We start from the raw sequence: 24370 nt of genomic DNA, 5'->3' as shown, positions 1-24370 counted from the left end.
GTGGCCGCTAGAGGGCGATGAGTTCGGGGCGCAGGCCCTCCACGCGCCTGGCATTCGGTGTGACAGGGGCGTGATGGCCGGTGATCTGTTGCAGCACCTGCTCGCGCAGGCCGTGCAGCGCCACGCCTGTACGGTTGCGCGGGTGCGGCAGGGCGATGTCCACCAGCTGCTTGATACGCCCTGGCCGCGGCTGCAGAACCACCACGCGGTCTGCCAGGTAAGTGGCTTCTTCGGCATCGTGGGTTACCAGCAGGATGGTGATGCCGGCGCGCTCGCGAATGGCCAGCAGCTCGTCCTGCAGCTGCTGGCGGGTCAGCGCATCCAGGGCGCCGAAAGGTTCATCCAGCAGCAGGATCCTTGGGCTGGCCACCAGGCCGCGGGCAATCGCCACACGCTGGGCCATGCCACCGGATAGCTGGTGCGGATAGGCCGACTCGAAGCCGGTCAGGCCCACCAGTTGAACATGCTCGTGGACTCGTCTGGCGCGTTCGCCTTGGGTGAGGGGTTCGTTGACCAGGCCCAGGGCGATGTTCTGCTCCACGTTCAGCCAGGGGAACAAACGGTGCTCCTGGAACACGATGCCACGCTCGCCACCGATCCCCGTGACGGGCTTGCCGTCGATACGGATGTTGCCACTGTAGTCGGTGTCCAGGCCCACCAGCAGCCGCAGCAAGGTGGACTTGCCACAACCCGACGCGCCGACGATGGCGATGAATTCTCCCTGCTCGATCGACAGGTTGAAGTCGCGCAAGGCTTCGAAGGGCTGGCCGTCCACACGGAACGCCTTGCCGACGTTTTCGAAACTGACCAGCGACGGCGTGGCGACGGCCTGGTTGGCTGCTTTGAGGGTCGAGGGATTGAAAGCGTTCATGCGGTTCTCCAGCGCGTGGCGCGCGATTCGAGGCGTTGTCCGAGGGTGCCGAGCAGGGCGCCGACCAGGCCGATCAAAACCATCGCAGCCATGACCTGATCCATGCGGAACAGCTGCTGCGCGCCGATCATCAGGCTGGCAATGCCACCATCCGAAGGCATGAAGTACTCCGCGCCGATGGTGCCCAGCCAGGCGTAGATCAGCGACAGGCGCAGGCCGGCGAAAATGGCCGGGGCAGCGCCAGGCAGCACCAGCAGGCGCAGCCGTTGCCACAGGCTCAGGCGCAGGGTACGAGCGGCTTCGGCCAGCTGCGGCGAGAGGCTGGCGATGCCGCGTTGCGTGGCGATCAAGAGGGGGAAGAAGGCTGCCAGGCCGACGAACACGTGCTTGGCGCCTTCGCCCAGTCCGAAACAGGCCGTGAGCAGCGGCACCCAGGCGAACAGCGCCACTTGGCGCAATGCCGACAGGCTGGGGCTCAATACCCGCTCGGCAGGGTATGAAAGGCCCAGCAGCAAGCCCAACAGCAATCCGGCACTGCCACCGAGCAGCAATCCAGTCAGGGTACGTTGCAGGCTCAGCAGCATGGCGTGCGCCAGCGAACCATCGGCCAGGCCGGCGAGCAATGTGTGCAGTACCTCCAGCGGCGAAGTCAGGATATTCGTGTCGACCCAGCCCAGGCTGCTGCTGGCCTGCCACAGGGCAAGCAATGCCGCCGGCAGCAGCAGGCTTTGCCAGCCCCTGGGCACAGGCCCGCGCTGCTGTTCGCCTGTGGCGGGTTGCGGCCAGAACAGCAGGCGCTTCTCCAGGTTTGAAAAGCCGCGCTCCAGCAGGGCGCCGACCAGGCCGATCACCAGAATGCACAGCAGCACCAGGTCGAGCATGAACAGTTGGCGGCCCCATACCATCAGGTAACCGATGCCTTCGCTGGAGGCCAGCAGTTCCACCGCCAGCAATGAGGTCCAGCCGGTGGCCAGTGCCAGGCGTACGCCGGTGAGGAAGGCGGGCAGGGCGGCCGGCAGCAACAGGCGCAGGAACAGCAGATGCCGAGGCAGGCGCAACACGCCTGCGGCTTCGCGCAGCTTGGGTTGGGCGTCGCGCACACCCACCAGGGTGTGCAAGGTCACTGGCACCACCACGGCTTTCACCAGCACCACCAGCTTGAGCAGTTCACCGATGCCGAAGAACAACATGAACAGCGGGATCCACGCCAAGGTCGGAATCTGTGCCAGCGCCACGAAACTGGGCAATACCAGCGTTTGCGCGCGTCGCGAAGTGCCCAGCCAGGCCCCCAGCAACAAGCCACTGGCGATGCCTGCCAGCAGCCCCCAGAACAGCCGCTGCAGACTTATCCACAGGTGCCCCCAGAGCTCACCGGAACCGAACTCCACAGCACTTTGCCAGACCAGCGAAGGTGCCGGCAGAATCTGCTCGCTCATCCAGTGCTGCCGACTCGCCACCCACCACAACAGCGCGATCAGCCCAGGCAGCACCCAGGGAAGCACGCGCCCGCCAATGTAGAAGCGGCCTTGCGTCGCGAAGGGGCCGCGCCGCGGCCCCAGAAGGCTTGCCCGACCCTTGCTCAGAATTCCATTCATCGGCATCTCTCGGTACGTTTCATGGTTATGCACTTAAGGAATAAAAAAATCCATTAAGTGACATTCAAGAGATAAGAGCACGCAACCTCATCTCGCGTAAGCCCTTTGCCGTTGCGTTTTCCTCATATTTCACATGCGTATTTCGCAAGCCCACCGCAGAGCCGCGCGCTGTCTGATTTATGCCTTCTGGTTACTAAAAAATGAAGTTTTGATCTTTGTAGGTTCTAACCAGACCCGCCTAGCTTCTGGCTAAAGCGCCGGCCATCGCCGGTGGCAGCCTGCCAAGGAGCCTTCACATGAGAACCCCACTGCGCCACCTGATCCATGCCCTCGGGCTGGTCGGCCTGTTCACCCTCAATGCCCAGGCCGCCGAATTGGCCAAGCCAGAAAGCATTCGCATCGCTGTGCCCGACCTGAGCGCAGGCAGCAAGCACAGCGCCGGAGGCGTGGTCGATGTGCTGCGCGATCAGCAACTGTTGGAGAAGGCGTTCGCCAAGGACGGGATCCGCATCGACTGGCACTTCTTCAAGGGCGCGGGCCCTGTGATCAACGAGGCGCTGGCCAACGGCCAGGCTGATTTCGCCTACCTGGGCGATCTGGCAGCGATCGTCGGCAAGGCCAACGGCCTCGACACCCGCGTGCTGACGGCCGGTGTACGCGGGGTCAAGAGCTACCTGGGGGTAGTACCCGGTTCGGGTATCAAGACCCTGCACGACCTCAAGGGCAAGCGCGTAGCGGTTTTCCGCGGCACCGCGAACCAGCTGTCGTTCGCCAGCGCCCTGGCCAGTCAGGGATTGTCGGAGCGCGACTTGAAAGTGATCAACCTGGATTTCAATGCCGCCAACGCTGCCCTGGCCGCCAAGCAGATCGATGCCACCTGGGGCCTTTCCAGCCTGCTTTCGCTGCGTGAGCGGGGCCTGGTCGAGTTGCCGGTCAACTCCCGCGACCTGGAAGGCGCCGGCAGTACCCAGGCTGTGCTGCTGGGCACCGGCGAATTCATCGCCAAGTACCCCGAACTGGTCCAACGCCTGGTCAATGCCCAGGAGCGTGCCGCCAGCTGGGTGCGCGACGAACGTAACCGCGACGCCTACGTCGATCTGGTGGCCAGCAACGCCAACTGGCCGCGCAGCATCCTCGCCGACGACCTGGCTCAGGAAAACCTCGCCCACTACTTCGATCCACGCCTGGATGCCGAATTCGTCACGCAACTGCAACAAGGCGTAGACCTGGCCGCCAAGGAGCGCCTGATCCGCCGTAGTTTCCAGGTGTCCGACTGGATCGACACCCGCTTCCTCGATGCTGCCTTGCAACAGGAAAAGGCCGTGCAGGCCGCCCGTTGAAACCTCACCCGACAATGACCGCAAAAGGACCACGACCATGAGCAATGCCGCACTGGCCACCGCGCCGCAAGCCTTCGAACTCGATATCCACCCTGTCGCCGGTCGCATCGGCGCCGAAATCCGCGGCGTCAAGCTGTCTGCCGACCTCGATGCCGCCACGGTCGAGGCCATCCAGGCCGCGTTGGTCAGACACAAGGTGATCTTCTTCCGTGGCCAGACCCACCTGGATGACCTGAGCCAGGAAGGCTTCGCCAAGTTGCTTGGCGAACCGGTCGCACACCCCACCGTGCCGGTGGTCGACGGCACCAGCTACCTGCTCCAGCTCGATGGCGCCGAAGGCCAGCGGGCCAACTCCTGGCACACCGACGTGACCTTCGTCGATGCCTACCCGAAAGCCTCGATCCTGCGCAGTGTGGTGGCCCCGGCCTCTGGTGGCGACACCGTGTGGGCCAATACCGCCGCGGCCTACCAGGAGCTTCCCGAGCCGCTGCGCGAGTTGGCAGACAAGCTGTGGGCGGTACACAGCAACGAGTATGACTACGCCAGCATCAAGCCGGACGTCGACCCGGCCAAGCTCGAACGCTATCGCCAGGTGTTCACCTCGACCGTGTACGAGACCGAGCACCCAGTGGTACGAGTGCATCCGGTCAGCGGTGAGCGGGCGCTCCAGCTTGGGCACTTCGTCAAGCGCATCAAGGGCTACTCGCTGGCGGATTCGCAGCATCTGTTCGCCGTGTTGCAGGGGCATGTGACACGCCTGGAAAACACCGTGCGCTGGCGCTGGGAAGCGGGAGATGTGGCGATCTGGGATAACCGTGCTACGCAGCACTATGCAGTGGATGATTACGGTACCCAGCCGCGTATCGTGCGGCGGGTGACGTTGGCGGGTGAGGTGCCGGTCGGGATCGATGGGCAGTTGAGCCGAACGACCCGTAAAGGCTGATATTGCCGGGGCCGCTTTGCGGCCCAGTCGCTGGCAAGCCAGCTCCCACAGGGTCGGTGGTAATCGATGTGGGAGCCGGCTTGCCGGCGATTTGGGGGCGAAGCGTCCGCCGATCACACCTCTGTATCACAGGCAATCAACTGCCTGACCATCCCCTGCGCCAATGGCGACAAGCCATACCCCACTCGGCTCACCACCCCATAGCGGGTAAAGAACGACTCTTCCTGTTCCGGCGCCAGATCCGCCAACTCCAGCGCCACCAGCCCTGCCTGATACGGCCGCAGGTTGGCACTGCAGGCAATGCCGATGGTGTCCGAGTTCATCACCACATTGAGCAGCGCATAACCATGCTCGCACTCCACCGTCGGCAGGAAGTCCTGCCGGCCGCTGAGGTCGCTGAGCACCTTGCGGATGTTCGGCGGGCGGAAGGTGGTGGCCAGCGGGTAGTCGAACAGATCCCTTGCATTGACCTGGCTGCGTGCGGTCAGCGGATGGCCAGCGCGACAGCAGAAATGCCAACGCTGGGCTGCCAGCTTGTGCACCCGGTAGTCCGGGTCGGACTCGAATTGGCGGGTATCGGCGACGAAGAATTCGATCTCCTCGGCGATCAGCTTGCGGTTCAAGGCCTGCCAGTTATCCACCTGGAAGCACGTGCGCGCCGCTGGGTACTCGGCGACGAAACGCGCCACCGCCCGAGGGACCAGGCCACCGGCCGGCGCCGGGCCGGAGCCGAAGCGCACAACGCCTGTAGTCGCACCATTGAACTGGTGAATCTCGTTGACCAGCTTGTGCGCCCCGTGCACCAGCCGGCGTGAATGTTCCAGTACCAGCAAGCCTTGACGGGTGGGCGAAAGCTCCTTGCTGGCGCGGTCGACCAGGCGACAGCCAACGTTGTGCTCCAGGGTCTGGATGCTGCGGCTGAATGCCGATTGCGACAGGTTCACCGCGGCCGCCGCAGCGACAAAACTGCGGTGCTCGACAAGGGCGATGAAGTGGCGGAGCTGGCGGAGGTCGATATGCATTTTCTACATGAAAACTTTCGGTCGAATGCAATTGATGAAGAGGGTGAGCCCCCTTATAAAGGGTGTTACTTATTCCACAAAATATGAATTACAAATATTTATATCACCTAAAAGAATATAAGCCCGACTGACCGCGATTCGGTTCCGCTAACGGAAATGCTCGCCCCAGGGCCCATGCCTCAAGGAGCATTTGCATGTCCCGAGTTTTCCATTGGCCGACGCGCGTGTCGTGGGCCGCCTTGCATCCTCTTGCCGCGGGCGTTTTGCTGGCGGCCTCCGGTGGCAGCTTCGCCGAAGAGCTGCCCAGCACCCCTGCCGTGGAACAGGACGCCAAACTCGGCACCGTCACGGTCAACGCCCGCCGCCGGGAGGAAACCGCGCAGGACGTGCCCACGCCGATCAGCGTGCTCGACAGCGAAACCCTGGAAACCCAGCGCATCTACCGTGTGCAGGATCTGCAACAGCTGGTGCCCAGCACCAACGTGGCTTATGTGCATGCGCGCCAGTCGAGCATCTCGATTCGCGGCCTGGGCAACAACCCGGCCAGCGACGGCTTGGAAGGCAGCGTCGGCATCTACCTCGACAACGTCTACCTGGGACGCCCGGGCATGGCGGTGTTCGACCTGCTCGACGTGGAGCAGCTTGAAGTGCTGCGCGGTCCGCAAGGCACTTTGTTCGGCAAGAACACCACGGCGGGAGTGCTGAACATCACCACGCGCAAGCCGACCTTCCACCGCGAGGGCAGCATCCAGCAGTCCATCGGTGAGGATGGCTACCTGCAGACCCAGGGCAGTTTCTCTGGGCCGATCAGCGACACCCTGGCCGGGCGCATCAGCGCCTATCACACCGAAGACGACGGTTACGTGAAGAACATCCACGACGGCCATGACCTCAACGGTGGCAAGCGCCAGGGCTTTCGTACCCAATTGCTGTTCAAGCCCAGCGAAACCTTCAACCTGCGCTGGATCGGCGAGTACAACGAGGAAGACTCCGATAACGGCATCCTCAGCCTGTACAGCACCGGGCCGACCATCAATGGCGTCAACCGCTATGAAACCCTGGCGGCCCAGGCCGGCGCGACGCTGGTGTCGGGCAAGCACCGCAAGGTCAACTTCGACGCCGACCAGCAGGTGACGGTGTTCCAGGGTGGCACCTCGGTGGAAGCCAACTGGACACTGCCCAACGACTTCACCCTGACCTCGATCACTGCCTACCGCTGGTGGGACTTCACCCCGCGCAACGACGACGGCCTCAACGAGCCGGTGTTCTACAGCGCTGGGGTATCGGTGCGTGACAAGCAGTACTCCCAGGAGATTCGCCTGGCGTCGCCAACCGGTGGGGTATTCGACTACGTGCTCGGCGCGTACTACTTCAAGCAGGACCTGGACAACACCTCCTTCACCTATTACGGCCCGAAGGCCGACATCTGGAACCTTACCCCGAGCGGCGCCCTGAACAACGTCAATACCATTGGCGACGGGCATATCGATACCGACAGTTACGCCCTGTTCGGTCAAGGCACCTGGCACATTACCGACCGCCTGGACTTCACTGCCGGCGTGCGCGGCACCTATGAAGAGAAAAGCGCCTGGGTGACCCGCGATGCGCCAACCGGTGGCGCGGCAGTGACCGGCGCCGCCGCTGCCGCGCGCCAGGGCAGGGTGGGGGCCTACGATTCGGGTGACCTGAACCAGTACAGTTTCAGCCCGTCGGGCCTGCTGGGCCTTAGCTATCGCTTCAACGAGCAGTTACTCGGCTACGCCACGCTCACCCATGGCGAGAAGTCCGGTGGCATCAACCTCACTGTCGGCGCGGCGCCGCGGCTGGGTACCGACTCGCTGCTGGTCGGCACCGAACGGGTCAACAATGCCGAAGTAGGGCTCAAGAGCACACTGTTCGACGACCGCCTGCAGCTTAACGCCAACCTGTTCTGGGCCGAGGTGCACGGCTACCAGGCCAACGTCTACGACGAGGCCAACCGCGTGCAGTATCTGGCCAACGCCGGCAGCGTACGCTCGCGGGGCCTTGAGTTCGAAGCCACGGCCCTTCCGATTCGTGGCCTGACGGTGAACTTCAACGGCTCGTGGAACGAGGTGCGCTACACCGACTACGAAGATGCCCCGTGCCCGCCCGAGGTGAGCCTGGCCAACGCCACTGCCACCTGCGACCTGTCTGGCCACCAGGTGGTCGGCGCCTCCAAGTACATCGCCAACCTCAACGGCCAGTACAAGTGGCAACTCGCCGAGCACATCGAGCCCTACGTCACCGCCAGCTACGCATTCCGCTCCAAGGCGGTGGGCACCATCGACGACTCCGACTACGGCCAGATCCCCAGCTACGCGCTGGTCAACCTGTCCACCGGCGTACGCCTTGACCAGGGCGACGGCGTGCTCGACCTCTCGCTGTGGGTGAAGAACGCCGGCGACAAGACCTATTTCACCAGCCTGTGGAACTCCGCCAACGGTGGTTATGCCGGCGTGCTCGGTACCCCGCGCACCTTCGGCGCCACCGCCCGTTACGACTTCTGAGCACAAGGAGCTTTGCCATGAATGCCAAGACCGAAACCCCCGTTCTACCTGAAGGCGCCTGCCTCACCGCCAAGGTGCCCGCGCAGGGTGAAACGTTGCTAGGCGATGTGCAGGTCAACCCCTATCGCCTGGCCCCGTTGACCGCCATCATCCGTGACGGTGGGCGCGCCTTGAGCGCGGCCCATGTCCGTGTGCTCGGCCGTGGCGAGCGCGGCGTGGACATCGCCTACGAGGTGTCCGACCGTTCGCTGTGGACCTACGGCGGTATACCGGTGTTCGGGCTGTACCCGGATTACGTCAACCAGGTGGAAGTGACCTACAAGCTCGACGGCGAGCGCATTCGCCAGCGCTACCAGATCTACGCACCGGCCGTGCGTCTGCCGGTTGTGGCGAACCAGACTGCGGCGCTGCCGGAGGTGGAGCCGGTCAAGGTCGCGCCCGGTTTCGAGAACCGCCTGTACCTGTTCAACCACCTGCAAGGCGACATCCCAGGGGGGCGCGCCTTCAAGTGGAATGGCCTGGGCGGCGCCGCCGAATGGGACCAGGTGGGCAACAACTGGATTGCCGATAGCAATGGCGACGTACGCTGGTACCTGGATATCGAGCAGATCCACGATTCCAACCGCCGTGATGCCCTGGGCGGCACGATGGGCTTCCACCAGACCCACGACGGCAAGCTGATCTGGGGCCAGGGCCAGACTTATTCCAAGTACGACCTGCTCGGCCGACGCATCTGGCAACGAAGCCTGCCCGACAAGTTCGCCGACTTCTCCCATGAAATCCGCGAAACCGCCAACGGCACCTACCTGCTGAGGGTCGGTACCAGCGACTATCGCCGCCCGGACGGCAAGCGCGTACGCTCGATTCGCGACCACATCATCGAAGTCAATGAAGCAGGAGACGTACTCGACTTCTGGGACCTGAACCAGATTCTCGACCCTTACCGCGGCGACCTTCTGGAAACCCTGGGCAAGGCTGCCTTGCAACTGCCTGAGGGGGTGCAGAAGCAGGACGATCGGCTGGCCAACGAACTGGCTGAAGGCGACCTGCCATTCGGCGACACCCCAGGTGTGGGGACCGGGCGCAACTGGGCGCACGTCAATGCCATCGACTACGATGCAGATGACGACAGCATTATCGTTTCAGCGCGTCATCAGGGCGTTGCGAAGATTGGCCGTGACAAACAGGTGAAGTGGATTCTGGCCTCGCCTCAGGGCTGGCCGCAGCGTTTGCAGGACAAAGTACTCAAACCGATCGCCAGCGAAGGCTTCGACTGGTCCTGGACCCAGCACACTGCCTGGCTCACCGGCAAAGGCACCCTGACCGTGTTCGACAATGGCTGGGGGCGCGACTTTGCTCCGACGAAGATCAGCGGCAACTACAGCCGGGCGGTGGAGTACCGGATCGACGAGGCCAAGGGCACGGTCGAGCAGGTGTGGGAGTACGGCAAGGAGCGCGGCGACGAGTGGTACAGCCCGGTGACTTCGGTGGTGGCCTACCGGCCGGAGACCGACACTCAATTCATTTATTCGGCTTCGGTGAACTTCCTCACGCCGGAGAAGCTCACCACCACGGTACTCAACGAGGTACGCCGGGGTACCCAGGAGGTGCTGGTAGAGCTGAAGGTGCACAGCCGCCAGCCGGGCAGTGTCGGCTACCGGGCGCTGGTTATCGACCTGGCCAGGGCCTTCTGATTCATTCCCTTCGGGAGGGCCGTCGGTCCTCCCTTCACATTTCTTTCAGTTCGTTCGTCTAACCTGTACTGGCCCTATCGCCGGCAAGCCGGCTCCCACAGGTATCGGGTAGGGTCTCTGTGGGAGCCGGCTTGCCGGCGATGGGGACAGCGCATTTTCGGATAGGCTGTTCAACCATTCGTTCTTTTTTTCGAACAGCCTATTGTCCTACACCCCAGCATCCCCTTAGCATTCGTTTGAGATTTCAAACGCTCGATGCCCTGTAGTGGGCGCTTTTCAATAATTCAACAATTCGGGAAGCCGACATGCAGCTCAAAGACGCTCAGTTGTTCCGCCAGCAAGCCTTCATCAACGGTGAGTGGCTGGATGCGGACAGCGGCCAGACCATCAAGGTGACCAACCCGGCCACCGGTGAAGTCATCGGTACCGTGCCGAAGATGGGCACCGCGGAAACCCGCCGCGCCATCGAAGCCGCCGACAAGGCCCTGCCGGCCTGGCGTGCACTGACCGCCAAGGAGCGTTCGGCCAAGCTGCGTCGCTGGTTCGAACTGATGATCGAGAACCAGGAAGACCTGGCTCGCCTGATGACCACCGAGCAAGGCAAGCCACTGGCCGAAGCCAAGGGCGAAATCGTCTACGCTGCCTCGTTCATCGAGTGGTTCGCCGAAGAAGGCAAGCGCATCTACGGTGACACCATCCCGGGCCACCAGCCAGACAAGCGCCTGATCGTCATCAAGCAGCCAATCGGCGTTACTGCGGCCATCACCCCGTGGAACTTCCCGGCCGCGATGATCACCCGTAAAGCCGGCCCGGCCCTGGCCGCTGGCTGCACCATGGTGCTCAAGCCTGCTTCGCAGACCCCGTACTCCGCTCTGGCCCTGGTCGAGCTGGCCAACCGTGCCGGTATCCCGGCTGGCGTGTTGAGCGTCGTGACCGGCAGCGCTGGTGAAGTCGGCGGCGAGCTGACTGGCAACTCCCTGGTACGCAAGCTGTCCTTCACCGGCTCGACCGAAATCGGTCGCCAGCTGATGGAAGAATGCGCCAAGGACATCAAGAAAGTTTCCCTGGAGCTGGGTGGCAACGCCCCGTTCATCGTGTTCGACGACGCCGACCTGGACAAGGCGGTCGAGGGCGCGATCATCTCCAAGTACCGTAACAACGGCCAGACCTGCGTCTGCGCCAACCGTATCTACGTGCAGGACGGTGTCTACGACGCCTTCGCCGAGAAGCTGGCCGCCGCAGTTGCCAAGCTGAAGATCGGTAACGGCCTGGAAGAAGGCACCACCACTGGCCCGCTGATCGATGGCAAAGCTGTCGCCAAGGTCCAGGAACACATCGACGACGCCGTTTCGAAAGGCGCCAAAGTGCTGGCCGGTGGCAAGATCATCGAAGGCAACTTCTTCGAGCCGACCATCCTGGTTGATGTGCCGAAGTCTGCCGCTGTCGCCAAGGAAGAGACCTTCGGCCCGCTGGCGCCGCTGTTCCGCTTCAAGGACGAGGCCGAAGTCATCGCCATGTCCAACGACACCGAGTTCGGCCTGGCCTCGTACTTCTACGCCCGTGACATGAGCCGTGTGTTCCGTGTTGCCGAGGCTCTGGAATACGGCATGGTCGGTATCAACACCGGCCTGATCTCCAACGAAGTCGCGCCGTTCGGCGGCATCAAGGCCTCGGGCCTGGGCCGTGAAGGTTCCAAGTACGGCATCGAGGACTACCTCGAAATCAAATACCTGTGCATCAGCATCTGATGCGCTGAAGGTTTTACCTCTGCCAGCGGGGCGCGAGAGCGACGTCTCGCTGGCCTTTTTGACATCGCAGTACCTGGTGGCCAGGGCTCTTCCGACAGTCGATCAACGAATACTGTTCAGAGGCACACCCAGCCACCCCCGAGTAAAAGCGCCGCTGATCGGCGCAAATGAGGGCATTATGAGCAAGACCAACGAATCCTTGATGCAACGTCGTGTAGCCGCCGTCCCACGTGGCGTTGGCCAGATCCACCCGATCTTCGTCGACACCGCGAAGAACTCGACCGTGATCGACGTTGAAGGCCGCGAACTGATCGACTTCGCTGGCGGCATCGCCGTACTGAACACCGGCCACCTGCACCCGAAAGTGGTTGCAGCCGTGCAAGAGCAGCTGACCAAGGTCAGCCACACCTGCTTCCAGGTGCTGGCCTACGAGCCTTACGTCGAGCTGTGCGAAAAGATCAACAAGCTGGTTCCAGGTGACTTCGACAAGAAGACCCTGCTGGTGACCACCGGCTCCGAAGCCGTCGAGAACGCCGTCAAGATCGCCCGTGCCGCCACTGGCCGCGCTGGCGTGATCGCCTTCACCGGCGGCTACCACGGCCGTACCATGATGACCCTGGGCCTGACCGGCAAGGTCGTTCCGTACTCCGCTGGCATGGGCCTGATGCCAGGCGGCATCTTCCGCGCCCTGTTCCCGAGCGAACTGCACGGTATCAGCGTTGACGACGCCATCGCCTCGGTCGAGCGCATCTTCAAGAACGACGCCGAGCCACGCGACATCGCCGCGATCATCCTCGAGCCGGTACAAGGCGAAGGCGGCTTCCTGCCAGCGCCGAAAGAGCTGATGAAGCGCCTGCGCGAGCTGTGCGACAAGCACGGCATCCTGCTGATCGCCGACGAAGTACAGACTGGCGCGGGCCGTACCGGTACCTTCTTCGCCATGGAACAGATGGGCGTCGCGCCTGATCTGACCACCTTCGCCAAATCCATCGCTGGCGGCTTCCCGCTGGCCGGTGTGTGCGGCAAGGCCGAATACATGGACGCCATTGCTCCAGGTGGCCTGGGTGGCACCTACGCCGGTTCGCCGATCGCTTGCGCTGCGGCCCTGGCCGTGATCGAAGTGTTCGAGGAAGAGAAACTGCTGGACCGCAGCAAGGCTGTCGGCGAGCGCCTGACCGCTGGCCTGCGCCAGATCCAGGAAAAGCACCCGATCATCGGCGACGTCCGTGGTCTGGGCTCGATGATCGCTGTGGAAGTCTTCGAAAAAGGCACCCACACCCCGAACGCTGCTGCCGTCGCCCAAGTGGTTGCCAAGGCGCGTGACAAGGGTCTGATCCTGCTGTCCTGCGGCACCTACGGCAACGTCCTGCGTATCCTGGTTCCGCTGACCGCCGAAGACGCACTGCTGGATAAAGGCCTGGCCATCATCGAAGAGTGCTTCGCTGAACTCGCCTGATGTGACGCGCTTCATAAAAAAACCCGCCTAGGCGGGTTTTTTTTGTGCCCAACAAAGGCCCATGACGCTATGGTTGTGGCAGGACTTACCTTGGAAGCTGCGACGGATTGCGTGTCAGGGATATTCAGGAGTTGGCCATGAGCGCTGCAGACCCCGCCCCACCTAGCGTATTGATTGCCGAAGGCGACCCTTGGGTACGCGACATGCTGCGTGAAATGCTGCTCAGCGTGCGCTGCGACGCCCGGCTACAAGTCTGTGCCGACGGCTCCCAGGCGCTGTCGGCCCTGGCCAGCAAACCCGACCTGATCATTGCTGCGCGTGAGCTGGCGGGTGTCGACGGCCTCGACCTGCTGCGCAAGGTACGCGCCAAAGGGCCTAGCCTGCCGTTCATCCTCATGAGCAACCGCAGCGACAGCGCCAGTGTGCATGAAGCGCTGCCACTTCACCCCACGGCTTACCTGAGCAAGCCGTTGAACATGGACAACCTGCGCAAGCGCCTGGAAGAACTGCTGCTGGCGGTGGGCGAAGAAATCGCCTGCCCGGTGCCGCCGCTGCAACCGGGTGCCAGTTTGCCGGCCTTTCTTGAACAGCGCCGGGCCAATGCCGATGGCGGCCCGCTGTTCGCCGACGTGCAGCAGGCGATCAAACGCGCGCTCAACCCGCAGGGTCTGAACCTCAAGGTGCTGGAAGAGGAAGTACGCAGCGACCCGCAGGTCACCGCCGTGTTGATCGCAGCTGCCAATAGTGCCGCCCTGCACCGTGATGCGCCGGTGCAAACGCTGATGCAGGCGTTGAACAAACTGGGCAGCACCCAGAGCATGAACCTGATCCTGGGCCTGACGCTCAAGCGCAGTGCACGTCTGAGCGATCCATTGCTGGCACAGCAGGCCGCGCACTTCTGGAACCTGTCGCTGCACACTGCCGAGTACGCCCGTTCCCTGGCGCGTATGCTCGAACTGGATGAAGAGCGGTGCTATTGCGCCGGCTTGTTGCATTGCCTGGGGGACTTGGCGGTGTTGCGTTGCTTGCAGGAGTGGAGCCTGGCCGGTGGGGAGCTGGACGAGGCGCGGGTCAAGGTGGCGCTGGAGGACTTCGGTGCGGCGTTCGGTTCGGCCTTGCGCACCCGCTGGCGCTTGCCGTTGAGCCTACGCGAACTGATCGCGGCGATCTATCAGCTGGGCGGTGGGGTGTATTCGCGCGAGATCCTGGCGATGAACCTTGCCGGGCAGTTGGCGCGGCTACCGGCTGCTCAAGGGTTGGAGAAAGTGGCCAGCAACAAGACTGCGCGGTTGTTGAAGGTGGGGTTGCCGGAGTTGAGCCGGTTGCGCAAGGTGGAGGGGCCTGTGGATAAACCGCAGGAAGAAGCCAGTTCAGCGGTCATCGATAGCAAGGATGAAGAGCCGCCTGCGCCTGAAGAAAAGCCCCCCACCTGAGTCCCTGTGGGAGCCGGCTTGCCGGCGATGAGGCCGGAGCAGGCAGACCTGCACAGCCTTTGAGGGCCCTATCGCCGGCAAGCCGGCTCCGACAAATCAGCCGCGCACGATCTGATTCTTGCCCTGGCGCTTGGCCCGGTACATCGCCGCATCGGCCCGGGCAAACAAGCTGTCCAGCGACTCGTCTTCATCGGTAAGCCCTGTCAGCCCTTGGCTCACTGTCACCCCGTACGTCTGCTCGCCATGGCTGAAACTCAGCCGTTGAATCTCCCGCTGCAGCCGCTCGGCAATCTGCTCGGCAACCTGCGCATTGCAGCCAGGAAACACCGCTGCAAACTCTTCGCCGCCAATACGCCCGAACAGATCACCGCGGCGTAGTACGGCCTTGCCGCTGTCGGCGATGTGCTGCAGCACCTGGTCGCCTTCCTGGTGGCCGTAGCTGTCGTTGATCTGCTTGAAGTCATCGATGTCCAGCAGCAGGAACGCCAGAGGCGTGCCGTCTTCGCGGGCGCTATCGAAGGCCTGGCGGGCGCAATCGAAGAAGTGCCGGCGGTTGCTGCTCTGGGTCAGCACGTCGGTGGTGGCCAGGCGCTGCAATTCGCCTTCGAGGTGCTTCTTTTCGGTTATGTCCTCGGCAATGCCGACGATGATCACTCGGTCGCCTTCGCGCTGTTGGTTGATGTAGCACTTGTCGCTCAGCCAGCGCAGTTCGCCTTTGGCGTTGAGAATGCGGTACTCGCGGTCTTCAACTGCGCCCTTGAGCAGCACCTGGGCCAGGCTGCGTTCTGCGTATTCCAGGTCGTCGGGGTAGATGCTGTCGCGCCACTCGTTGTAGTCGGCCAGCACCAGGCTCGCCGGGCGGCCGAAGATGCGTTCGTAGGCGGGGCTGACGTAGAGCACCTGGCGAGTCTCCCAGTCGAACGCCCAGAGCACGGCGTTTACGCTGTCCAGCAACGAACTGTAAAGCTGCTCGCGCTCGCTCAGGCGGGCAACTTCACCTTGGGCGTGGAGCAGGGCAAGCAGGGTTTGCGCGGCTGCGGGGGGTGAGTTGCCGGGCAGGGATGAATTGATGTTCTTGGCCATGTGCACGGAGCGGTTCTCGACGGGAATGCGTGCGGCCACGAACCGGCCCGCCACGCGGGCGATGTGCCGAATTCGAGTGTGTTCGAGGGGGTGAAGTTCCGAGCTGGCACGCCCCAGAGCAGGGCGTGCCGATCAACGGCATCAGGTGCTGCTGGGGCGCAGGGAGTAGGTTTTCAGTTGCGCGGCGAAGTCGTGCAGGGCGTGGATGCCGCTGGCTTCGGCCTCGTGCACCCAGTCTTTCATCGCGGCCAGCATATCGTGGCCGTTGGCGCTGGTACGGGCCCAGATCTGCTGCAGGGCCAGGCGTTTTTCGTAGATGGTCTTGAGTGCCTGGCTGTGGGCAAGCATCGATTCGATGCGCACATGGTGGCGGTCCTGCAGCAGGCTGGTTTCCCGCGACAGCAGACGCTTGGCGCGGCGGAAACGATGGCGTACCGAGGTGTCTACCTTGGCCAGCTCCTGCTTGACCAGCGGGCCGATCACCAGCTTGCGGTACTGGGCCATGATCTGGAAGCGGTTGTTGAGGATGGCCATGGCGGTGTCCATGTCCAGGCTCGCCTTGCCCTCGACGCGGTGGGCGATGGGCGCCACGCGCTGCACCTTGGCCAGGCGCAGCAGGCACAGCAGGCGTATCCACGCCCAGCCCATGTCGAACTCCCAGCGCTTGACTGACAGCTTGGCAGAGTTGGGGTAGGTGTGGTGGTTGTTGTGCAGCTCCTCGCCGCCAATGATGATGCCCCAGGGCACCAGGTTGGTGGCGGCGTCGCGGCATTCGAAGTTGCGGTAACCCATCGCATGGCCCAGGCCGTTGACCACGCCGGCGGCCCAGAACGGAATCCACATCATCTGGATGGCCCACACGGTGATGCCCAGGGTGCCGAACAGCAGAAGGTCGATCACCGCCATCAGGGCGATGCCGCCGAGCTTGTAGCGGGAGTAGAGGTTGCGTTCGATCCAGTCGTCCGGACAGTTCTTGCCGTAGATGCGCAGCGTCTCGGGGTTGCGCGCCTCTTCGCGGTAGAGCTCTGCACCCTTGCGCAGCACAGTGCTCAAACCCTTGTGCACCGGGCTGTGCGGGTCGTCGGGTGTTTCGCACTTGGCGTGGTGCTTGCGGTGCACGGCCGTCCATTCACGTGTGTTCTGCGCCGTGGTCAGCCACAGCCAGAAGCGGAAGAAGTGCTTGAGCGCGCCATTGAGTTCCAGCGCGCGGTGGGCGGAATAGCGGTGCAGGTAGATGGTGACGCTGACGATCGTCACATGGGTCATCAGCAAGGTGACGCCGACCAGTTGCCAGACCGACAAGTCGAGTAGACCGTTGTACCACATAGGTATGGAAACCCTCGAGAATGCAGGGGAAAGGTCTGATTATCCCTTGGTAGGGAAATAAAACCAGTCACCCTTTCAGATAGGACGTCACGGCATGTTTCTACCTTTATAATGCCCCATCTTTTTTCATGGGCTTTTCCCCCCGACATGTCTGTTTCCGTTCGCGACGCCTTGCGCATGGCCGCGCTGTATGTGGTGTTCTCGTTTCTGTGGCTGGTGCTGGCCGAGCTGGTGCTGCACAGCATGAGCGATGATCCCCTGGCGTTGACCGTAGGCCGGCAGATCAATGTGATGGTGTGGGTGCTGGTCAGTGCCTTGCTGATCTTCTTTTCCCGCGCTCGCCTGCTCAATTTCATCGGTGTCGGAGCGCGCCTGCGGCGCGAGGATCGCGAGCGGCTGCGCATGGCGGCGGCCGTGTTCGACAGCACGCTGGAAGGCGTGCTGGTCACCGACCGCGACGGCCTGATCGTGCACGTCAATCGTGCCTTCATGCGCATCACCGGCTACCAGCAGGACGAAGTGCTCGGCCAACGCCCGAGCAAGTTCAAGTCGGGGCGCCATGGTGTGCCGTTCTACCAGCAGATCTACGCCACCCTGGCCGAGAAGGGCGAGTGGAGCGGCGAGATCTGGAACCGGCGCAAAAGCGGCGAGATCTACCCGCAGTGGCAGACCATCTGTGCCATCCGCGACGACAGCGGCGCGCTGACCCACTATGTGGCGGTGTTCAGTGATATCAGCGCGATCAAGCATTCCGAGCAGGAGCTGGCCTACCTGGCCCATCACGACCCGCTCACCGGCCTGCCCAACCGCTTGCTGTTCAACGACCGTGTTGAGCAGGCACTGGCTGCTGCCCAGGCCAACAAGCGCGGCTGCGCCTTGCTGCTGCTCGACCTCGACCATTTCCAGAGCATCAACGATGGCCTGGGCCATACCATCGGCGACCAGTTGCTCAAAATGGTGGGCGATCGCCTGCGCGATCTGCTGGGCAACGGCGTGACCCTGGCGCGCCTGGGCGGTGACGAATTCGGTGTGCTGGCCGAGAACTGCCAGGAGATCGGCCAAGCCGGCAAGCTGGCACAGAGCATCATCGAACGTCTGCGCGAACCGTTCAAATTCGAAGGGCATCGGTTGTTCATCAGTGCCAGTGTCGGCATCAGCTTGTTCCCCAGTGATGCGCTGGGGGCCGAGCAGTTGCTGCGCAACGCCGACTCGGCGCTGTTCAAGGCCAAGACCAATGGCCGCGCCTGCTACGCGCTGTACACCGAAGAGCTCACTGCCCATGCCCAGCATCGGGTGGAAACCGCAGGCGAACTGCGCCGGGCGTTGGAGCAGGATGAGCTGCGGGTGTTCTACCAGCCGGTTTTCGACCTGTTCAGCGCCCGCATGGTGGGTGTCGAGGCGCTGGTGCGCTGGCAGCACCCGATGCGCGGTCTGGTGCCGCCCGGTGAATTCATTCCGATCGCCGAGCGTACCGGGCTGATCGCCGAGATCGATGCCTGGGTGCTGCGCCAGGCGTGCCGGCAGATGGTTCAGTGGCAGGAAGATGGGCGCAAGCTCGACTTTGTCGCGGTCAACGTGTCCAGCCGCTTGTTTGGCCAGCGCGATCTGTATCTGCAGGTGGCCGAAGTGCTTCACGAAACGGGGCTGAACCCGGCTTGTCTGGAACTTGAGGTGACCGAGAGCGCGGTGATGGAAGACCCGGAGGTGGCGCTGGAGCAGTTGCACCGCCTGCGTGAACTGGGCCTGAACCTGGCGATCGACGACTTTGGCACGGGCTATTCGTCACTGCTGCGGCTCAAGCGTTTGCCGGTGCAGAAACTGAAGATCGACCAGGGTTTCGTCGCCGGGCTGCCGTTGGATGATGACGACATCGCGATCGTGCGGGTGATCATTGCATTGGCGCGGAGCATGGGCATGCAGGTGCATGCCGAGGGCATCGAGCAGGCGGAGCAGGCGCGGTTTCTGCTGGAACAGCAGTGCCAGCTCGGGCAGGGGTACTGGTTCGGGCGGCCGGTGCCGGCCGAGAATTTGCGTTGGGGTTGAGGGCCATCGCCGGCAAGCCGGCTCCCACAGGTTCACCACAGCCCCAAGCATTGCGCTGTCTCCTGTGGGAGCTGGCTTGCCGGCGATGGCCCGCGAAGCGGGCCCAGTCCTAGCGCTTGTTCAAGCCCTTGGCCAAGCGATCCCCTCCCAGCTGAATCAACGCCACAAGCGCCACCAGCATGGCAATCACGGTCAGCATGATCTGGCTGTCGAACCGCTGATACCCGTACCGGTAGGCGATATCCCCCAGCCCACCTGCACCAATCGCCCCGGCCATGGCCGACGAGTTGATCAAGGTCACCAGGGTAATGGTGAACCCACCGACGATCCCCGGCAGCGCTTCGGGCAGCAGCACATGCCAGACGATGTGCCAGCGTCGGCAGCCCATGGCCTGTGCGGCTTCCACCAACCCATGGTCCACTTCACGCAGGCTCACCTCGGCAATCCGTGCGAAGAACGGCGTGGCGGCGATGGTCAGCGGCACCACCGCAGCCCACACGCCGTAGGTGGTGCCCACCACCAGGCGGGTGAAGGGGATCAGCGCGACCATCAGGATCAGGAACGGGATCGAGCGGAACAGGTTGACGAAGGCGCCCAGCACCCGGTTCAGCAGCGGCGCCTCATAGATGCCGCCCTTGTCGCTGGTGACCAGCAACACTGCCATCGGCACCCCCACCAGCAAGGCGATCAAGGACGACACGCCGACCATCAGCAGGGTGTCGAGCAGGCCTTCGAGCAGGCGATCAAACCACATGGCCCAGTACCTCCACGTCTTGTGCCCAGCGGCGGGCGCGTTCGAGCAATTGATGGGTGTCGTGGGGGGAGCCCTGCACCGACAGGATCAGTTGCCCGAGGGCACGCTCACCAATGGTTTCCACACCTCCCTGGAGCAGGCGCACTCGCCCGCCGAGGTCGTGGAACACATCCGACAGTGGTGGTTCGCCGAACACGCTGAGCTTGAGCACCAGCGCACTGTCACGGCCTGCGGGGCTAGCCCGCAGGCGTGCCTGAAGCCCGGCTGGCAGCTTGGTTTGAAGCGGTGCGAGCAGGGTCCGGGTGACTTCGTGGCGAGGCGTGCCGAACACCTGCCACACCTCGCCGTGTTCCACCACCTGGCCGCGCTCCAGCACAACCACTTGATGGCAGATGTCGCGTATCACCGCCATTTCATGGGTGATCAGTACCACGGTCAGGCCTAGACGCTGGTTGATGGTGCGCAGCAGTTCGAGGATGGAGGCCGTGGTTTCCGGGTCCAGCGCCGATGTGGCTTCGTCGCACAGCAGGATCTCAGGATCGTGTACCAGAGCGCGGGCGATGCCCACGCGCTGTTTCTGGCCACCGGAAAGCTGGGCCGGGTAGACGTGATGCTTTTCCTGCAGGCCGACCAGCTCCAGCAATTGGCGAACCTTTTGCTGACGCTGCGCCTTGGTCACGCCGGCCACCTTCAGTGGCAGCTCGACGTTCTGCCATACGGTCTTGGCCGACATCAGGTTGAAATGCTGGAAGATCATGCCGATACGCCGACGCAGCGCCACCAGGCGGTCTTCGTCGAATGGCGCGATGTCCACCTGGTCGATCAGCACGCGGCCCTGGCTGGGTTGCTCCAGGCGATTGATGGTGCGCAGCAGTGACGATTTGCCCGCGCCGCTGCGGCCGATGATGCCGAAGATTTCGCCGCGGCGGATATTCAGGTCGATGCCTTGCAGAGCCGGCTGCTCCTGGCCCGGGTAGGTCTTGCCGAGGCCGATGAAGCGCACATGGGCTTCATTGACCTCCGGGCGCAAGGCCTGCTCCCGAGCCGGTGGCGGCGCGGTTTGAGCGGTGGGCGCCTTGAGGGCGCTGGCCTGGCTCATGTCAGCCTTCCCAGCCGGCTTGATAAAGGCTGCCATGGGCCTTGTTCAGCGCCGCGCGCACGGCCGGCGAGTGCTGGTAGATGTCGACGAACTTGGCCACGCGCGGGTCGTTCTTGCTTTGCGGGCGGATGACGAACTGGATCACGTACTCCTTGTTCTCCAGGCCGTCGAACAGCAGCGCCGAGGTGGCCTCGAAGCTGTTGGCCAGGCGGATGTAGGCGGGGTAGCCCTGTACCAGGTCGGCATCGTCATAGGCGCGCACCAGTTGCACGGCCTCCACCTGGAGAATCTTCAGCTTTTTCGGGTTGGCGACGATGTCGTCTTCGGTGGCCTTGTAGCCGACCCCCGGCTTGAGCGTGATCAGCCCGGCCTTGGCCAGCAGTTGCAGGCCGCGGCCACTGTTGATCGGGTCGTTGGCGATGGCCACGCTGGCACCTTCGGGCAGTTCGGCGAAGCTTTTGTACTTCTTCGAGTAGAGGCCGACGTTGTTGATGATGCCGGGGGCGAAGGGCACCAGGTTGAAGCTGGCAGCGGCCTTGGCGTTTTCCAGGAACGGGATGTGCTGGAAGTAGTTCACGTCGATGTCGCCACTGTTGAGGCTGACGTTCGGCGCGATCCAGTCGCTGAACTCGATCAGCTTCACTTCCAGGCCTTGCTTGTGAGCTTCTTCCACCGCGGCTTCCAGCGGGATGGCGAAGGCAGCGGTGGTGCCGACCTTCAGCGGTTCGGCGGCGGATGCGCCGCTGGCAAGGCCCAGAGAGAGGGCAATGGCCGCGACGGGCCGGAACAGTTTCTCAAGCATGGTGTGCAACTCCAGTCGGGGCAGAGGTTTGGCGATAGGTCGAGCCGGTGTGCTCGGCGGGCAGGTGCGGGTGGCGGGTGTCGAACAGCTTTTCGCGCAGGGTGCCTTCGGCGTACGCGGTCTTGTAGCGGCCGCGCTGTTGCAGTTGCGGAACCACCAGGTCGATGAAGTCTTCGAAGCTTTCCGGCGTGACGGTGCGGGTCAGGTTGAAACCGTCCAGGCCGGTTTCGTCGATCCAGGCGATCAGCTGTTCGGCGACCTGATCGGGCGCGCCGACCAAGGTCACGTAGCGCCCGCCCAGGGCGTGCTGCTCCAGCAGGCGGCGGCGGGTCCAAGCGTTATCCTGCAACTGGCGGGTAGCCGACTGGATGGCGTTGCCCTTGCTGGCGCCGATTGGTTCATCCAGCCCATAGGCGGCGAAGTCGATGCCGGTGGACGCGGCGAAATGCGCCACGCCGGCTTCCGGGCTGGCATGACGCAGGTATTCGGTGTACTTGGCCTGGGCCTCGTGTTCGGTGGGGGCGACGATCACCGTGATGCCCATGAACACCTTGACGGCCTGCGGGTCGCGCCCGGCGGCCTGGGCGGCGGCGCGTACCTTGTCGACCTGGGAGCGGGTCGCGGCCTTGTCCTGGCCGCTGATGAACACGCACTCGGCATGGTTGCCGGCGAAGGCCAGGCCGCGTGGCGAGCTACCGGCCTGGAACAGCACCGGGGTGCGCTGCGGCGAAGGTTCGCACAGGTGGTAGCCCTCGACCTTGTAGAACTCGCCGTGGTGATGAACCTTGCGTACCTTTTCCGGCTCGGCATATACCCGCCGTGCGCGGTCCTCGACCACGGCATCGTCCGCCCAACTGCCTTCGAGCAGCTTGTACAGCACCTGCAGGTATTCATCGGCCTGGTCGTAGCGGCGGTCGTGTTCCGGCTGCTGCTCCAGGCCCATGGCACGGGCGGCGCTGTCGAGGTAGCCGGTGACGATGTTCCAGCCGACCCGGCCGTTGCTCAGGTGGTCGAGCGTGGACAGGCGCCGGGCGAAGAGGTACGGCGCCTCGTAGGTAAGGTTGGCGGTGAGGCCGAAACCCAGGTGGCGGGTGACTGCGGCCATCGCCGAGACCAGCAGCAGTGGGTCGTTGACCGGAAGCTGGATCGACTCCTTCAGGGTCACGTCCAGCGACTGGCCGTAGATGTCGTAGGTGCCGACGATGTCGGCGATGAACAACCCGTCGAACAGCCCGCGCTCGAGCAGGCGCGCCAGGTCGGTCCAGTAGTTGAGCGACTTGTATTGGGTCGAGGTGTCCCGTGGATGGGTCCACAAGCCGTGGTTGATATGGCCGATGCAATTCATGTTGAAGGCATTGAGCAGGATTTGCTTGGCCATCAGATGGTCCCCCGGCGTGGTGGGTTTACGTCGTTGAGGTAGAAGTTGCCGATGGCGTGGTACTTCCAGCGCACGGGGTCGTGCAGGGTGTGCACGCGGGCGTTGCGCCAATGGCGGTCGAGGTTGTGTTCGGCCAGGGTGGCTTGGCTGCCGGCCAGCTCGAACAGCGTGGTGCCGGCGGCGAGGGCGATTTCGGTGCTGATCGCACGGGCTTCGGCCACGGCGATGGAGGCTGCGGCGACGGTGTGGGCGTTGCTGTCGGCCTGGGCGCGGTCGAGGTATTCACCGGCGCGTTCGAGCAGGGCCTCGGCGGCGTGCAGGCGAATGCTCAGGTGGCCGAAGCTTTTCAGGGTCAGTGGGTCGTCGCTGGCTTTGTCGAGGCCGGAATCGACCCATGGCCGGCTGCGTGTGCGCACGAAGTGCAGGGCGTCTTCATAGGCCGCGCGGGCGATACCGGTGTCGATGGCGGCGTGGAGGATCTGCGCCAGCGGGCCGACCGGTGTGGGGCGCTCGAAGGCTGACTGGAAGGGCACCACGTCTTCGTCGCGTACCCGCACATTGTCGAAGACCACCGAGCCGCTGCCGGTGGTGCGCTGGCCGAAGCCGCTCCAGTCGTCGATCACGTGCAGGCCATGGCTGTCGGCCGGCACGAAGGCCAGGTGCTGCACGCCTTGCTCGTCGATGACCGAGGTGGGGATGCGCTGGGCGTAAAGGGCACCGGTGGCGTAGAACTTGCGGCCGTTGATGCGATAGCCGCCAGCGTCGCGGGTCAGCCGGGTAGTGCGGTCATGGGCGGTCCTGGTGCCCAGCTCGGCGAGGGCGTTGCCCAAGCGTTGGCCGGCCAGTACTTCGGCGTAGAGGCGTTGCTGCTGGGCAGATGTACCGTTCACCCGCAGCACTTCCAGAGCGTAGAAGTGGTTTTGCGGGATCTGCCCGAGCGAGGCGTCGGCCTGGGAAATGCGCGCTATGACCTTGGCCAGGGTGACGTTGGACACCCCGGCGCCGCCGAAGGCCTTGGGTACGCTGATGGCCCACAGACCGCTGCGGGTGAACAGGTCCAGTTCGGCGTGCGGCAGGCGCCGTTCGCGGTCGCGCAGGGCACTGTCGCGGCGCAGTTGCTGGGCGAGCGCTTCGGCGATGGTGAGGGCTTGGGTGTCGCTGGTGATGATCGATGTTGTCATGGTGTTCTCCGGGCCCTTGGGGTCGCAGTTCGGCCCAATCGCTGGCAAGCCAGCTCCCACAGGTACAGCGCTGA

18 protein-coding genes are annotated in these 24370 nt (G+C 63.6%); 8 read left to right on the top strand and 10 right to left on the bottom strand.

What is annotated here, in order from left to right:
• Positions 1–7: 7 nt before the first annotated feature.
• Positions 8–871 carry an ABC transporter ATP-binding protein gene (locus KU43P_RS25835; RefSeq protein WP_317660280.1) on the bottom strand — a complete coding sequence of 288 codons (864 nt, stop codon included), beginning with the start codon at positions 869–871 and terminating at the stop codon, positions 8–10.
• Entirely contained in the window at positions 868–2466 is a 1599-nt protein-coding gene (locus KU43P_RS25830) for an ABC transporter permease (protein ID WP_317660279.1), read from the bottom strand. Before KU43P_RS25830 ends, KU43P_RS25835 begins: the two co-directional genes overlap by 4 nt.
• A 296-nt stretch (positions 2467–2762) precedes the next feature.
• On the opposite strand from KU43P_RS25830, the gene KU43P_RS25825 reads away from it, so the two are divergent.
• Positions 2763–3806 carry an ABC transporter substrate-binding protein gene (locus KU43P_RS25825; protein ID WP_317660278.1) on the top strand — a complete coding sequence of 348 codons (1044 nt, stop codon included), beginning with the start codon at positions 2763–2765 and terminating at the stop codon, positions 3804–3806.
• Between the two features lie 37 nt (positions 3807–3843).
• Positions 3844–4749: a TauD/TfdA dioxygenase family protein gene (locus KU43P_RS25820; RefSeq protein WP_317660276.1), complete on the top strand. Its 906-nt coding sequence runs from the start codon at positions 3844–3846 to the stop codon at positions 4747–4749.
• A gap of 113 nt (positions 4750–4862) precedes the next feature.
• On the opposite strand, the gene KU43P_RS25815 is transcribed toward KU43P_RS25820, so the two are convergent.
• On the bottom strand, positions 4863–5771 hold the full coding sequence (locus KU43P_RS25815) for a LysR family transcriptional regulator (RefSeq protein WP_317660274.1): 909 nt from the start codon (positions 5769–5771) through the stop codon (positions 4863–4865).
• Positions 5772–5965: 194 nt separating this feature from the next.
• On the opposite strand from KU43P_RS25815, the gene KU43P_RS25810 reads away from it, so the two are divergent.
• From KU43P_RS25810 to KU43P_RS25790, 5 genes are all read left to right on the top strand, one after another.
• Positions 5966–8299: a TonB-dependent receptor gene (locus KU43P_RS25810; protein WP_317660273.1), complete on the top strand. Its 2334-nt coding sequence runs from the start codon at positions 5966–5968 to the stop codon at positions 8297–8299.
• Positions 8300–8316: 17 nt separating this feature from the next.
• Positions 8317–9993 (top strand): aryl-sulfate sulfotransferase, encoded by a 1677-nt coding sequence (locus KU43P_RS25805; protein WP_317660272.1) that lies wholly within the window; start codon positions 8317–8319, stop codon positions 9991–9993.
• 305 nt (positions 9994–10298) lie between these two features.
• Positions 10299–11741 (top strand): NADP-dependent succinate-semialdehyde dehydrogenase, encoded by a 1443-nt coding sequence (gene gabD, locus KU43P_RS25800; RefSeq protein ID WP_016394128.1) that lies wholly within the window; start codon positions 10299–10301, stop codon positions 11739–11741.
• Between the two features lie 178 nt (positions 11742–11919).
• Positions 11920–13197, top strand: coding sequence for a 4-aminobutyrate--2-oxoglutarate transaminase (gene gabT, locus KU43P_RS25795; protein ID WP_317660271.1), 1278 nt, complete (start codon positions 11920–11922; stop codon positions 13195–13197).
• Between the two features lie 137 nt (positions 13198–13334).
• Positions 13335–14630 carry a response regulator gene (locus KU43P_RS25790; RefSeq protein WP_317660269.1) on the top strand — a complete coding sequence of 432 codons (1296 nt, stop codon included), beginning with the start codon at positions 13335–13337 and terminating at the stop codon, positions 14628–14630.
• Positions 14631–14726: 96 nt separating this feature from the next.
• Here KU43P_RS25790 and KU43P_RS25785 read toward each other — a convergent pair whose 3' ends face one another.
• Together KU43P_RS25785 and desA are read right to left on the bottom strand one after the other, a co-directional pair.
• Positions 14727–15713, bottom strand: a complete 987-nt coding sequence (locus KU43P_RS25785) for a sensor domain-containing diguanylate cyclase (protein ID WP_317663917.1) — start codon at positions 15711–15713, stop codon at positions 14727–14729.
• Between the two features lie 141 nt (positions 15714–15854).
• Positions 15855–17039 carry a delta-9 fatty acid desaturase DesA gene (gene desA, locus KU43P_RS25780; protein WP_317660268.1) on the bottom strand — a complete coding sequence of 395 codons (1185 nt, stop codon included), beginning with the start codon at positions 17037–17039 and terminating at the stop codon, positions 15855–15857.
• Between the two features lie 147 nt (positions 17040–17186).
• Between desA and dibA the strand changes: the two genes are divergently transcribed.
• Entirely contained in the window at positions 17187–19082 is a 1896-nt protein-coding gene (gene dibA, locus KU43P_RS25775) for a phosphodiesterase DibA (RefSeq protein ID WP_317660266.1), read from the top strand.
• A gap of 109 nt (positions 19083–19191) precedes the next feature.
• Here the strand turns inward: dibA and KU43P_RS25770 are convergent, their stop codons facing one another.
• Genes KU43P_RS25770 through KU43P_RS25750 form a run of 5 tightly spaced genes read right to left on the bottom strand, consistent with a single transcriptional unit; the run spans position 19192 to position 24296 of the window.
• Positions 19192–19836 carry a methionine ABC transporter permease gene (locus tag KU43P_RS25770; protein WP_317660265.1) on the bottom strand — a complete coding sequence of 215 codons (645 nt, stop codon included), beginning with the start codon at positions 19834–19836 and terminating at the stop codon, positions 19192–19194.
• Positions 19826–20935 (bottom strand): methionine ABC transporter ATP-binding protein, encoded by a 1110-nt coding sequence (locus tag KU43P_RS25765; protein ID WP_317660264.1) that lies wholly within the window; start codon positions 20933–20935, stop codon positions 19826–19828. Before KU43P_RS25765 ends, KU43P_RS25770 begins: the two co-directional genes overlap by 11 nt.
• A gap of 1 nt (position 20936) precedes the next feature.
• On the bottom strand, positions 20937–21737 hold the full coding sequence (locus KU43P_RS25760; protein ID WP_317660263.1) for a MetQ/NlpA family ABC transporter substrate-binding protein: 801 nt from the start codon (positions 21735–21737) through the stop codon (positions 20937–20939).
• A complete protein-coding gene (locus KU43P_RS25755; protein ID WP_317660261.1) occupies positions 21730–23115 on the bottom strand; it encodes an LLM class flavin-dependent oxidoreductase in 1386 nt (461 codons plus the stop codon). The genes KU43P_RS25760 and KU43P_RS25755 overlap by 8 nt, the downstream gene beginning before the upstream one ends.
• Entirely contained in the window at positions 23115–24296 is a 1182-nt protein-coding gene (locus KU43P_RS25750; RefSeq protein WP_317660260.1) for an SfnB family sulfur acquisition oxidoreductase, read from the bottom strand. Before KU43P_RS25750 ends, KU43P_RS25755 begins: the two co-directional genes overlap by 1 nt.
• Positions 24297–24370: the final 74 nt, after the last annotated feature.

Origin of the sequence: Pseudomonas sp. KU43P (assembly GCF_033095865.1) — a bacterium.
GTDB lineage: Bacteria > Pseudomonadota > Gammaproteobacteria > Pseudomonadales > Pseudomonadaceae > Aquipseudomonas.
This window is presented reverse-complemented; position numbering and strand designations above follow the sequence as displayed.